Annotated in this window: 9 protein-coding genes and 1 pseudogene; 7 read left to right on the top strand and 3 right to left on the bottom strand. The window is 72.5% G+C overall.

Annotated features, from left to right (window positions below; all coding sequences use genetic code 11):
• Window positions 1-110 precede the first annotated feature (110 nt).
• Window positions 111-2,327: a helix-hairpin-helix domain-containing protein gene (locus tag ACZ4VI_RS10620; protein WP_467998568.1), complete on the bottom strand. Its 2,217-nt coding sequence runs from the start codon at window positions 2,325-2,327 to the stop codon at window positions 111-113.
• Complete coding sequence (locus tag ACZ4VI_RS10615) at window positions 2,324-3,310, bottom strand: aldo/keto reductase (RefSeq protein ID WP_467998566.1); 987 nt, start codon at window positions 3,308-3,310, stop codon at window positions 2,324-2,326. The genes ACZ4VI_RS10620 and ACZ4VI_RS10615 overlap by 4 nt, the downstream gene beginning before the upstream one ends.
• A 129-nt stretch (window positions 3,311-3,439) precedes the next feature.
• On the opposite strand from ACZ4VI_RS10615, the gene ACZ4VI_RS10610 reads away from it, so the two are divergent.
• The gene (locus ACZ4VI_RS10610) at window positions 3,440-4,489 is read left to right on the top strand and encodes an LLM class F420-dependent oxidoreductase (protein ID WP_467998564.1); all 1,050 of its coding nucleotides are present in this window, start codon (window positions 3,440-3,442) and stop codon (window positions 4,487-4,489) included.
• A gap of 225 nt (window positions 4,490-4,714) precedes the next feature.
• On the top strand, window positions 4,715-5,500 hold the full coding sequence (locus ACZ4VI_RS10605; protein WP_467998562.1) for a ferritin-like domain-containing protein: 786 nt from the start codon (window positions 4,715-4,717) through the stop codon (window positions 5,498-5,500).
• Between the two features lie 30 nt (window positions 5,501-5,530).
• Here ACZ4VI_RS10605 and corA read toward each other — a convergent pair.
• Window positions 5,531-6,514 (bottom strand): annotated as a pseudogene (gene corA / locus ACZ4VI_RS10600) (magnesium/cobalt transporter CorA).
• A gap of 106 nt (window positions 6,515-6,620) precedes the next feature.
• Here corA and ACZ4VI_RS10595 point away from each other — a divergent pair.
• From ACZ4VI_RS10595 to ACZ4VI_RS10575, 5 genes are all read left to right on the top strand, one after another.
• Window positions 6,621-7,301 (top strand): histidine phosphatase family protein, encoded by a 681-nt coding sequence (locus tag ACZ4VI_RS10595; RefSeq protein WP_467998560.1) that lies wholly within the window; start codon window positions 6,621-6,623, stop codon window positions 7,299-7,301.
• Window positions 7,302-7,378: 77 nt separating this feature from the next.
• Window positions 7,379-7,969, top strand: coding sequence for a DUF3090 domain-containing protein (locus ACZ4VI_RS10590; protein ID WP_467998558.1), 591 nt, complete (start codon window positions 7,379-7,381; stop codon window positions 7,967-7,969).
• Window positions 7,966-8,769, top strand: a complete 804-nt coding sequence (locus tag ACZ4VI_RS10585; RefSeq protein WP_467998556.1) for an SCO1664 family protein — start codon at window positions 7,966-7,968, stop codon at window positions 8,767-8,769. Before ACZ4VI_RS10590 ends, ACZ4VI_RS10585 begins: the two co-directional genes overlap by 4 nt.
• 186 nt (window positions 8,770-8,955) lie before the next feature.
• A complete protein-coding gene (gene mshC / locus ACZ4VI_RS10580; RefSeq protein WP_467998554.1) occupies window positions 8,956-10,185 on the top strand; it encodes a cysteine--1-D-myo-inosityl 2-amino-2-deoxy-alpha-D-glucopyranoside ligase in 1,230 nt (409 codons plus the stop codon).
• 139 nt (window positions 10,186-10,324) lie between these two features.
• A complete protein-coding gene (locus tag ACZ4VI_RS10575) occupies window positions 10,325-13,381 on the top strand; it encodes an NPCBM/NEW2 domain-containing protein (protein WP_467998552.1) in 3,057 nt (1,018 codons plus the stop codon).
• Window positions 13,382-13,436: the final 55 nt, after the last annotated feature.

Below are 13,436 nucleotides of genomic sequence, written 5' to 3'. Positions count from 1 at the left end.
GGGACGGCGTATGGACGTACGGGACGGTGCGGACGTGCGCGACGGTACGGCGGAGGGCGGGGCGCCATACGGTGCCCCGCCCTCTGGCGTACGGGCGTCGCGAGGTCGGTTCACGCCTCCGGGGCCGCCAGGAGGGACTCCAGGAGCGGCCTCAGGCGAGTCGTACGGTCTTCGGGCAGCCCCTCGGACACCGCGCGGGGTAGAGCCTGGTCCACGCCGTGGACGACCGAGAGATGGCGCTCCCCCCGGCCGAAGGCCGTGTACACCCAGGCCCGGTTCAGCGCCTGGGCCGCGTCCCCGGGCAGCACCACGACCGCGGCCGGCCAGCGCATCCCGGCCGCCTGGTGCGCCGTGAGCGCCCAGCCGTGACGCAGCGCGGACTCCACGCGGTCCTTCGGTACGACGAGCTGCTCGCCCGCGCACTCCAGGCGCAGGCCCTCGGCGTCGGCCGAGACGACCGTCCCGGTCACCGTCCGCCCGGGAGCCGGCACGTACGCCACCCGGTCGCCCGGGTCGAAGCCGCCGAAGCGGCCGGGGCCGGGGTTGAGCCGCTGCTTGAGCGCGGCGTTCAGCGCGCGGGTACCCGCCGAGCCGCCGTGGCCGACCGTGATCACCTGGGTCTCCTCGGCCGGCACGCCGATCGCCCGGGGAATCGAGTCGGCGACGAGCTGGACCGTGCGGTGGACGGCCTCGCCCGCGTCCCGGACCGGAACGATGACGACCTCCTTGCCGGGCGCCTCCACCTGGTTCAGCTCGCCGATGCCGATGCCCGAGACCAGCTCGCCGATCGGCCCCGGGTCGGGGACGCGGGAGGCGATCTGCGGACACACCCGGGCGGCCAGCACATCGGCGAAGACCCGGCCCGCCCCGGCGGAGCCGAGCACACCGGGGTCGCCGCTGAGCACCAGCCGGCAGCCGTCGGGCAGGGACTCCACGAGCATCGCGGCGTTCTCGACGTCCAGCTGGGGCGCGTCCAGGACGACCAGCAGGTCCAGGGCGAAGGCGCCCTCCGCGTCCCGGCCGGGTCCGGCCGCGCCGGAGAGCAGGGCGGCGACCGTCGATGCCTCCGTGCCGAGCCGGCGGACCCCGTTCTCGCTGTGCACCGCCACGGCGACCCGCAGACCCCGCTCCCGGGCTGCCTCGGCGAGCGCGACGGGCTCGCTCCGGGCCGCCTCGCCGCCGGTGTGCAGGACCAGGCCGTGCGCGCCGACGGCGCGGACCAGCTCTGACCCCTCCCAGGGCTCCGCAGTGACGGTCTTGACCAGCCGGGCCAGACCGTCGGCCAGGCTCTCCTCGGCGAGGGCATACCGGTCGAGACCCAGCAGAACCGGCACCTCGGGGGTGACCGGCGGTTCGGCGGCGGCCGACTCCTCGTCCTCGACCTCCTCCGGAGCGGGCTCCTCCTCCTGGAACACCAGCACCGCACCCTCGGAGACCGCCTGGCGGACGGCCTCGTCCGGGTCGGGCACCGACAGCTTGCCGAGCCCGGCCCGCAGGGCGGTGTCTTCCAGAGCGGTGTGCCCCTTCAGGGCGGCCCGTTCGAGCAGCCACGCCACCAGGGCGACCGCCCGCCGGGGATCGTCGGGACCGCACTCCGCGCCGAGCAGGGCGCGGGCGAAGCCGTCGGCGTGCTCGGGCGTGACCCCGGGGACCGAGAGGAGCTGCCAGGGGTCCTCGCGCAGCGCCTCGGCGGCGCCCTCGCCCAGCGTGGCGGCTACCTGCCCGGTCAGCGACTCGGGCGCCCCACCGCGCGCGAGGACCTCCCGCACGGCCGCCAGCGTCTCGGGGGCGGCCGTCGTCTCCCGGACGACCGGGCGCGCTGCAGGGGCCGGTGCGGGTGCGGGCGCGGGCCGCCGGGGCGCGGGCTCCGGCTCCTCGAAGAACGCGGTGCCCGACTTCGTACCGCTCTCCACCGCCCGTACCGCAGCCAGCAGGTCGGCCGCCGTGCCGCTGAGCTTCGCGCCCGCGTCGACGGGCGCCGCCTTCTCGGCCTTGCGCTGCTCGATCCTGGCCCGCAACTCCCGCTGCGCGGCCAGCTCGGCCTGCGCCTCGGACACCGCGGCGGCCTTCGTCTCCTCGTCGCCGGCCGCGGCTGCCTCGCCAGGCTCGCCGCCTGCGCCGGCCTCGGTTCCCGCGCCTGCCGTGTCCCCGGCCTCACCGGCCTCGGCGCCGTCGCGGGCCTCAGCGTCGGCACCCGCCTCGCCGTCCGCGCCCGCCTCGACGTGCTCCTCCACGCCTTCCGGGGTGCGCTCGGTCGCGGCCACGGCGGCCTCGCCCGGGGCGGGCTCGGTGGCCTCGGGAGGGGTCTCCCGCGAAGGCTCGGTCACAAGGTGCTCCAGTCCTGGTCCGGATAGCGGTGAACGGGCGCCGACACATCGTCGAGAGCCCGGCAGATCTCGTCAGGAAGACTAAGGCTCTCCACTGACAAAGCCGCCGTGAGCTGCCCGGCGTTGCGCGCGCCGACGATCGGGGCGGTCACACCGGGCCGGTCGCGGACCCAGGCGAGGGCCACCTGGAGCGGCGTCGCCGCCAGGCCGTCCGCCGCCGTGGCGACCGCGTCCACGATCCGGCTCGCCGCCTCGTCGAGGTACGGCTCCACGAAGGGCGCCATGGTCTCCGAGCCGCCCCGCGAGTCCGTGGGTGTGCCGCTGCGGTACTTCCCCGTCAGCACCCCGCGCCCCAGCGGCGAGGACGGCAGGAGACCTATCCCCAGGTCCAGGGCCGCGGGCAGCACCTCCCGCTCGACGCCCCGCTGGAGCAGCGAGTACTCCATCTGCGTCGCCGCCAGCCGCGTCCGCCCCGCGCCGGCCGCCCCGAGCTGCCAGGTGCCCGCCTTCGCCAGCTGCCAGCCGCAGAAGTTCGACACCCCCACGTACCGGGCACGGCCACTGCTCACGGCGATGTCCAGTGCCTGGAGCGACTCCTCCAGCGGGGTGTGAGGATCGAAGGCGTGCAGCTGCCACAGATCCACGTGGTCCGTGCCGAGCCGGGCCAGGGACGCGTCGAGCGCGGCCAGCAGATGCCCGCGCGAGCCGTCCATCCGCCGGTCCGGGTCGGGCACGCTGCCCGCCTTGGTGGAGATGACCAGGTCCCGCCGCGGCACGAGCCGCTCCATGAGCTGCCCGAGCATGTACTCGGCCTCGCCCCCGCCGTACACGTCCGCAGTGTCCACGAGCGTGCCGCCCGCGTCCCAGAACGCCTTCAACTGGTCGGCGGCGTCGTGCTCGTCGGTGTCCCGGCCCCACGTGAGGGTGCCGAGCCCGAGCCGGGACACGCGCAGGCCGGTACGTCCGAGATGCCTCTGCTCCATGGGCGCGAGATTACTGGCCAGGACCCCACGCGGAGAGAGCCTGTGGACAACGTCCCCCTGACGGATCCCGTACCCGCGCGCTAGAGTCCGGCCCAAGGGACGTTACTGATCAGTAAAGAGGGTGTGGTCATGAGGCTCGGCATCAACCTCGGCTACTGGGGCGCCGGTATGGACGGCGACAATCTCGCCGTCGCCCAGGAGGCGGACCGCCTCGGCTACGACGTCTGCTGGGCCGCCGAGGCCTACGGCTCCGACGCGCCCACCGTCCTCGCCTGGGTGGCCGCCAAGACCGAGCGGATCGACGTCGGCTCCGCGATCATGCAGATCCCGGCCCGCCAGCCCGCGATGACGGCGATGACCGCCGCCACCCTCGACTCGCTCTCCGGCGGCCGGTTCCGCCTCGGCCTCGGCGTGTCCGGACCGCAGGTCTCCGAGGGCTGGTACGGCGTCAAGTTCGACAAGCCCCTGGCACGCACCCGCGAGTACGTCGAGATCGTCCGCAAGGCCATGTCGCGCGAGCGTCTCACGTACGAGGGTGAGCACTGGACGCTCCCGCTGCCGGACGGCCCGGGCAAGCCCATCAAGCTCACCGTCCACCCGCAGCGCGAGCACATCCCGCTCTACATCGCCGCGATCGGGCCCAAGAACCTGGAGCAGACCGGCGAGATCGCCGACGGCGCGCTGCTGATCTTCCCCTCGGCCGAGCACCTGGAGGAGACGGCGCTGCGTCCGCTCCGCGCGGGCCGCGAGAAGGCCGGGCTGACCATGGAGGGCTTCGACGTCCACCCCACCCTGCCGATCGCCCTCGGCGACGACATCGACGCCCTCGCCGACATCTTCCGCCCGTACACCGCCCTGTACGTCGGCGGCATGGGCAGCCGCAAGCAGAACTTCTACAACCAGCTCGCCCAGCGCATGGGCTACGAGAAGCAGGCCGCCGAGATCCAGGACAAGTACCTGTCGGGGGACAAGACGGGCGCCGCCGCAGCCGTACCGCGCCAGCTGATCGACCAGACCACCCTGCTCGGCTCCGTCGAGCGGATCGCCGACCGGATGAAGGCCTACGCCGAGGCCGGTGTCACGACCCTCACCCTCGCCCCGGCCGGCTTCACCCTCGACGAGCGGGTGGCGGCGCTGCGGGCGGGCACCGAGGCCCTGGAGCGGGCGGGCCTCGCCTAGCGGGAACAGCGGGAAAGGTGGTCTGCGGCCGTGGTGGGGGCTCGGGGGGTCTTCCCCGCCACGGCCGTCACGCAGCACAACGCTCCACACCAGCGCAAGGTTACGTGCGGAACACTCCCTCTTTCAGTCGAACGGCCCGCCCCTCCTGTTGCCCACCGGCCCGTACCGCATTTGACTCGTTCTCTGCGGGCGTGCGGCGTGCGGACGTCCGATGGAGGTGCAGCGATGCTCACGGCCAGGAGCCTGTTCCAGGAAATCATCGACAACGACGAGTCCTTCCAGCTCTTCTGCTCCATCGCCGCCAGCGGCGAGTCCCAGGGCGGCTGGGAGAACGCCCGGATCGCGGCCCTGGTCGCGCCCGGGATGCGGGATATGGCGCCCAAGATCACCCGGCACGGCGCCGACGAGGACAAACACGGCCGGATCTTCAACGCGTTGATGAAGAAGCGCGGCCTCGAGCCCGTACCGGTGCCCCCGGAGACGGATTACACGATGCTGCTCGAACAGCGCGGCATCGGCCTCGCCCACGACAAGCTCCGCCGCGACGAACCGCTGAGCGAGGAGGACATCGTCGTCTACCTCAGCCACAGCCGGGTCACCGAGCAGCGCGCGGCCGACCAGATGGACATGCTCGTCACCCACTTCGGGAACCATCCCGAGCTGGGCAAGGCCATCCATATGATCGACAACGACGAGGCGAACCACCTCGCCTACTGCCACGAAGAGCTGCTCCGCCTCAACGACGCGGGCCACGGCCGGCTCATCCAGCGCACCCTGCGCGAGTCCGCGCTCGCCGAGATCGGGGTCTACCGCGACGTCAGCCTCGCCGTGATGAGCCACATGGGCCGCATCCTGAAGTGGCCCAAGGCCAAGGCGGCCGTGCTCGCCGCCGGCATCCACGGCATGTACGCGTACGAACGCGCCGCGGGCTGGCACAAGATGGTCGACCTCAAGATGCCCGAACGGCGCGACGCGCTGGGCGGCCCCGCGACCCCGGCCCCCGCGTTCTGAACTGCGAGACGGCCCCCGGGGCGCCGGGGGCTACATCCAGCCGCGGCGCTTGAACAGCCGGTACAGACCGATCTCGATGCCGGCCATCAGCAGGATCAGGGCCGGATACGCCCAGGTCCAGGTGAGTTCCGGCATGTGCTCGAAGTTCATGCCGTAGATCCCCGCGACCATCGTGGGGACCGCGGCCATGGCGGCCCAGGCCGAGATCTTCCGCATGTCGTCGTTCTGCCGCACGCCCATCTGCGCCAGGTGCGCCGACAGGACGTCCGACAGCAGCCGGTCGAGGCCCTCCACCTGCTCGTTGGCGCGGATCAGATGGTCGGCGACGTCCCGGAAGAACGGCCGCGCCTCCTCGTACACGAACGGCGCGTCGCCGGCCGCCAGCTTGGTCATCGGTCCCGCGAGCGGACCGCTGGCCCGGCGGAACTCCAGGACCTGCCGCTTGGCCGTGTAGATCCGCTGCGCCGTGTTCGCCGGATTGCCGCCCGTCGGGGCGAACACGTCCGCCTCCAGCTCCTCCAGGTCGACCTGGAGTTCACCGGCCACCTCGATGTAGTGGTCCACGACGGCGTCGCTGATCGCGTACAGCACAGCCGTCGGACCGTGCTTGAGCACCTCGGGCTCGGCCTCCATGCGGCGACGTACGGCCGCCAGCGGCGCGCTCTCCCCGTGCCGGACCGTCACCACGAACGAATCCCCGACGAACAGCATCACCTCGTCCGAGGAGACCCGGTCGCTCCGCGGCTCGTACACCACCGGCTTGAGGACCACGAAGAGCGAGTCGTCGTAGATCTCCAGCTTGGGCCGCTGATGGGCCTTCAGGGCGTCCTCGACGGCCAGCGGATGCAGCCCGAACTCGGCCGTCACGTGGTCGAACTCCGACTCGGTCGGCTAGTAGAGACCGAGCCAGAGGAACGCGTCACCCGTGGCTCGCGCCTCGGCCAGGGCGTCGGACAGATCGGCGGGTCCGTCCGTACGGCGCCCGTTCCGGTAGATGGCGGAGTCGACGATCACGCGCCGTATTCTCCCCCGCCCACCCCTTCCCCGCACGCGCGCACACCCGTGTGCCACATCCCCGTACCCCCACCACGCGCGCGTGCGGGCGCCTACCCTTGCCGCCATGGCCACGCTGATTCTCGTCCGGCACGGACGCTCCACCGCCAACACCTCGGGTGTCCTCGCCGGGCGGCTGCCCGGGGTCGCCCTCGACGAGCGGGGGGTCGCGCAGGCCGCCGCCTTGCCCGGGCGGCTGGCCGGGGTGCCGCTCGCCGCCGTCGTCACCAGCCCGCTCCAGCGCTGCCGCGAGACCCTGCGGCCACTCCTCGACGCCCGGCCCGGGCTGCCGCTCCACACCGACGAGCGGATCAGCGAGTGCGACTACGGCGACTGGTCCGGCCGCAAGCTCGCCGAACTGGCCGACGATCCCCTCATGGACGTCGTCCAGGCCCACGCCTCCGCCGCCGCCTTCCCCGGCGGCGAGTCGATGCGTGCCATGCAGGCACGGGCCGTCGACGCCGTACGGGACTGGAACGCGCGCGTGGAGGCCGAACACGGCGAGGACGCCGTCTACGCGATGTGCTCCCACGGCGACGTCATCAAGTCGATCGTCGCCGACGCCCTCGGGATGCACCTCGACCTCTTCCAGCGCATCCACGTCGACCCCTGCTCCGTCACCGTCATCCGCTACACCCGGACGCGCCCCTTCCTCGTACGCCTCGGCGACACCGGCGACTTCGGCGCGTTCGCCCCCAAGGAGAGCGGCGGGGCCGCCGAGGTCGGGGGCGGTGCGGGCGCACCGTGATCCATCCGCGCAGTAGGGTGGACGGGCCGCTGTAGCGCGGGCCTCCACCACTGCCGAGACCCAAGGGAGTCAGGGACGTGTCCCGTCAGGTGTTCCTCTACGACCCACCGGAGCGTTTCGTGGCCGGCACGGTCGGGCTGCCTGGCCGCCGTACGTTCTTCCTGCAGGCGTCCGCGGGCGGCCGGGTCACCAGCGTGGCACTGGAGAAGACCCAGGTCGCCGCGCTCGCCGAACGCATGGACGAACTCCTCGACGAGGTCGTGCGCCGCACCGGCGGCAACGCCCCCGTCCCGGCCGTCGTCCCCGCCGACATCACGGACACCGCCCCCCTCGACGTCCCGGTCGAGGAGGAGTTCCGGGTCGGCACGATGGCGCTGGCCTGGGACGGCGAGGAACAGCGCATGATCGTCGAGGCCCAGGCGCTCGTCGAGCTCGACGCCGAGACCGACGAGGACCTCGCCGCCGCCGAGGAAAGGATGCTCCAGGACGAGGAGCACGGGCCGCCGATGCTGCGCGTCCGCCTCACCGGCGCGCAGGCAAGGGCCTTCGCCAAGCGTGCCCTCGACGTGGTCAACGCCGGCCGCCCGCCGTGCCCGCTGTGCAGCCTGCCGCTCGACCCCGAGGGCCATGTGTGCCCGCGCCAGAACGGATACCGGCGCGGAGCATGAGCGGTCCCGACCACCGGGCGGTCGTCGACCTGCTCAGCAAGGGGGAGCTGACCGTGCGCGGTCAGGTCCGCGAGGCGTCCAACGCGGTGCTCCTCTGCTCCGTCGGCCACGACGGCGCCGCCGTCGACTGCGTCTACAAGCCCGTCGCCGGCGAGCGGCCGCTCTGGGACTTCCCCGACGGCACCCTCGCCCAGCGCGAGGTCGCGGCCTACGAGCTCTCCGAGGCCACCGGCTGGGGACTCGTACCGCCCACCGTGCTCCGGGACGGTCCGTACGGCGAGGGCATGGTCCAGCTGTGGATCGACGCCGACCCCGGCGCGAGCCTGCTCGCCCTCACCGAGGACGAGGAGGCGGGGGAGGGCTGGAAGGCCGTGGGGCCCGCCCAGGTGGGCGAGGACCGCACCGCGCTCCTGGTCCACGCCGACAGCCCCGACCTGCGCCGGCTCGCCGTCCTGGACGCCGTCATCAACAACGGCGACCGCAAGGGCGGGCACCTGCTCCCCGCGCCGGATGGACGCCTCTACGGCATCGACCACGGGGTGTCCTTCCACGTGGACGACAAGCTGCGCACCCTGCTGTGGGGCTGGGCGGGCGAGGAACTGCCTGCCGAGGCCGCCGGCGTCCTGGACCGACTCGACGGCTCGCTGGCCCCGGGGAGCCCGCTCACCACCCGACTGGCCGAGCTGCTCACCGCGGCCGAGGTCGACGCCCTGCGCCGCCGGGTCACCGCCCTGCGCACCACGGGCCGCCACCCCGAGCCCTCCGGGCAGTGGCCGGCGATCCCCTGGCCACCGGTCTGATCCATCGGGCCCCCTGGCCGGTAGCCCGATCCCCTTGCTCGACCGAGCGGATTCGGCCATCCGTCGCCGGTGGGGCCGCACCCCCAGGGGGTATGCATGATCGGCCGGGAGACGCAAGAGTGCCTCCTCGGTCAAGATCCCGGATCCGGTTCGTATCCGGAACACCTGTCCGGTTACGCTCAGGTCATGCATGCCTGGCCCGCTTCTGAGGTCCCCGCCCTGCCCGGCAAGGGCCGCGACCTCCGGATCCACGACACCGCGACCGGCGGACGAGTGCCCCTCGCCCCCGGCCCCGTCGCCCGTATCTACGTCTGCGGCATCACGCCGTACGACGCGACCCACATGGGTCACGCGGCGACCTACAACGCGTTCGACCTCGTTCAGCGCGTGTGGCTCGACACCAAGCGGCAGGTGCACTACGTCCAGAACGTGACCGACGTCGACGATCCGCTCCTGGAGCGGGCGATCCGCGACGGCATCGACTGGGTCGGCCTCGCCGAGCGCGAGACGGCCCTCTTCCGTGAGGACATGACCGCCCTGCGGATGCTGCCGCCGCAGCACTACATCGGCGCGGTCGAGGCCATACCCGGCATCGTGCCGCTCGTCGAGCGGCTGCGGGACTCCGGCGCGGCCTACGAGCTCGAAGGCGACATCTACTTCTCCGTCGAGGCCGACCCGCACTTCGGTCAGGTGTCGAACTACGACACCGAGCTGATGCGCCACCTGTCCGCCGAGCGCGGCGGCGACCCGGACCGCCCGGGCAAGAAGAACCCGCTCGACCCGATGCTGTGGATGGCCGCCCGCGAGGGCGAGCCGAGCTGGGACGGCGGCAGCCTCGGCCCCGGCCGCCCCGGCTGGCACATCGAGTGCGTCGCCATCGCCCTCGACCACCTCGGCATGGGCTTCGACGTCCAGGGCGGCGGCTCGGACCTGATCTTCCCGCACCACGAGATGGGCGCCTCGCACGCCCAGACGCTGACCGGCGAGTTCCCCATGGCCAAGGCGTACGTGCACGCCGGCATGGTCGCCCTGAACGGCGAGAAGATGTCCAAGTCCAAGGGCAACCTGGTCTTCGTCTCCGCGCTCCGCCGCCAGGGCGTCGACCCGGCCGCCATCCGCCTCTCCCTCCTCTCGCACCACTACCGCGCCGACTGGGAGTGGACCGACCAGGTCCTCCAGGACGCCGTGGAGCGCCTGGACCGCTGGCGCGCCGCCGTCTCCCGCCCCGACGGGCCCTCCGCCGACGCGCTGGTCGAGGAGATCCGCGAGGCGCTCGCCGACGACCTCGACGCGCCGGCCGCGCTCGCCGCGGTCGACCGGTGGGCCGCGAAGCAGAACGCCGAGGGCGGTACGGACGAGTCCGCGCCCGGCCTTGCCTCCCGCGCCGTCGACGCGCTGCTCGGCGTGGCCCTGTAGCCCGGCCTTCCGGACACCTCACGTACGACTCACCCGTACAACTCACTTTCGGACAACCGCCCTTGGACTTCTCATGAAGTCCGGGGGCGGTTCCGTTTTGTCCTGGCCCTGACGCTTGCTTCTGCGCTAAATACCCACCATGCAATCAACATTGCGCATGAAGGCTGCATTGGTCGGCGCTGTGCTGGGGCTCCTCGCGGTGTTCGCGGGGCCAGGCAGCGCCCAGTCCGCCGAACCCTCACCCACCACGGTCGGCGACGTCACCGGCTTCGAGGCCGACGGGACCGTCTACCGGCTGACCGCCGGGCGCGCCCAGGCCCGCGTCAGCTTCGTCACCGACGAGACCTTCCGTATCGAGCTGGCCCCCGACGGAAAGTTCACCGACCCCACCGGACAGGACATCGTCCTGCCCCAGGGCGCCCCGCCCGCCACCCGTTGGTACGACCGCGGCGACCGCTACGAACTCACCACCGCGAAGGTGACCCTGCGCGCCTACAAGGCGCCGCTCCGCTTCGCCGCCCTCCGCGCCGACGGCACCCCGCTCTGGTCCGAGGCGCAGGGCCTCACCTGGAGCCATGACCGGACCACCCAGACCCTGGCCCGCGGCGCCGACGAGCAGTTCTACGGCGCCGGCATGCAGAACGGACGCGGCAACACCTCGCACCGCGGCAAGACCGTCGAGGTCGGCGTCGACTACAACTGGAACGACGGCGGCCACCCCAACTCCGTGCCGTTCTACCTCTCCTCGGCCGGCTACGGCGTCTACCGCAACACCTACGCGCCGAACACCTACGTCTTCGGCGAGCCCGTCACCACCAGCGCCCGCGAACAGCGCTTCGACGCCTACTACTTCGCCGGCTCCGGGACCGACGCGCTCAAGGACGTCATCGGCCAGTACACGAACCTGACCGGCAAACCGTTCCTGCCGCCCGTGTACGGACTGGAGATCGGCGACGCCGACTGCTACCTCCACAACGCCAACCGCGGCGAGCGCCACACCCTCGACGCCCTGAAGGTCGCCGACGGCTATGTCCAGCACGACATGCCCAACGGCTGGATGCTCGTCAACGACGGCTACGGCTGCGGCTACGAGAACCTCGCCGAGACCGCGACCGGTCTCCAGCAGCGCGGCATGCAGCTCGGCCTGTGGACCGAGGACGGCCTCGACAAGCTCGCCGACCAGGTCAAGGCCGGCCAGCGGGTCGCCAAGCTCGACGTCGCCTGGGTCGGCTCGGGCTACAAATTCGCCCTCGACGGCTGCAAGAACGCACACGCCGGCATCGAGGCCAACAGCGACGCCCGCGGCTTCACCTGGGCCCCCGAGAGCTGGTCGGGCGCCCAGCGGTGCGGCGTCCAGTGGTCCGGCGACCAGTCCGGCACCTGGGAGTACATCCGCTGGCAGATCCCCACCTACGCCGGCGCCTCCATGTCCGGACTCGCCTACACCACCGGCGACGTCGACGGCATCTTCGGCGGCAGCGCCAAGACGTACACCCGCGACCTCCAGTGGAAGATGTTCCTCCCCGTCACCATGACCATGGACGGCTGGGCCGCCAACGACAAGCAGCCCTTCCGCTACGGAGAGCCGTACACCTCCATCAACCGCGCCTCCCTCAAGCTCCACGAGTCGCTGTTGCCCTACATCTACTCGCACGCCCACCAGGCCACCCGGACCGGCGTCGGCCTCGCCCGCCCGCTCGTCCTGGAGTACCCGAACGACCCGAAGGCGGCTTCGGACACGGCGAAGTACGAGTTCCTCAGCGGCGAGGACTTCCTCGTCGCCCCCGTCTACCAGGACGCCGTGGAACGCGACGGCATCTACCTCCCCGAGGGCACCTGGATCGACTACTGGAGCGGCCGCACCTACCAGGGCCCCGTCACCGTCGACGACTACAGCGCCCCGCTCGACACCCTGCCGCTCTTCGTCCGGGCCGGAGCCACCGTCCCCATGTGGCCCGGCTCCATCCGCTCGTACACCGACCGCACGCCGGACTCCCCGCTCGCCTGGGACATCTACCCGCAGGGCGACTCGTCCTTCGAGCTGTACGAGGACGACGGCGTCACGCGCGCCCACCGCACCGGCCAGTACGCCACCCAGCGCGCCGAGGTCCACGCACCCGAGCGCGGCGCGGGTGACGTGACGGTACGGATCGGCGCGAGCAACGGCACCTTCGCGGGCAAGTCCACCGCCCGGCCGTACCAGTTCACCGTCCACACCGGCGACGCGCCGACCGGGGTCACGCTCGGCGACCGCGCGCTGCCCCGCCTCACCTCCAAGGCCGACTACGACGCCGCCGGCCAGGGCTGGTGGTACGACCGCGACGACCGCGGGGGAGTGGTGAAGGTCAAGACGGCCGCCCAGCGCACCGACCGCGCCTTCACCCTCTCGCTGGCGGACACCAGCGCCGTCGGCGGGGCCGTACCGGGCGCCGCCGCCACCGTCGCCGTACCGGCCGCACAGGAGCTGGGCGCGGGCGCACCCGGCACGGTCGCCGTCGACGTGACGGCGGGCACCAGGGACGCCACCGGAGTCGAGGTGTCCCTCACGGCCCCCGCCGGCTGGCAGGTCACCCCGGCCGCACCGGTCGCGCGCATCCCGGCGGGCACCACGCGACGGGTCCAGGTCTCCGTCACCCCGGCCAAGGACGCGAAGCCCGGGGAGGCCACGCTCAGCGCGACCGTCCGGTACCGCGCCGCGGGCCAGGACCGCACCGCCGTCCAGCGCTTCGCCGTCGGAGTGATGCCCGAGCCGCCGTCGGCCGGCGTCTGGGCGAGCGATCTGGTCTGGCTGAAATCCACCAACGGCTGGGGCCCGCCCGAACGCGACCGCTCCAACGGCGAGTCGGGCGCGAACGACGGCCGGACGCTGACCCTCGCGGGCACGACGTACGAGAAGGGCATCGGCGCCCACGCCGACTCCGACATCGAGATCTACCTCGGCGGGCGCTGCACCGCCTTCACCGCCGACGTCGGCATCGACGACGAGATCAACGGCTATGGAGAGGTGGCCTTCTCGGTCGAGGCGGACGGCAAGGTCCTGTGGACCTCGCCCCGACTCACCGGCGCCTCGGCGACCGTACCGGTCGATGTCGATGTCACCGGCGCCCGCCATGTCCATCTGCGGATCACCGACACCAACGGTTCCAAGAGCGGTGACCACGGGGACTGGGCGGCGGCCCGCTTCGACTGCGCCTGACAGGGCGACAGAACCGACGTGATCCGGCCAACCGCCGGGTGGGGGACCTGCGTTG

The organism is Streptomyces sp. NPDC029169 (genome assembly GCF_055563935.1).
Note: the sequence above shows the minus strand (reverse complement) of the source record. Positions and strands in the feature narration are given on the sequence as shown.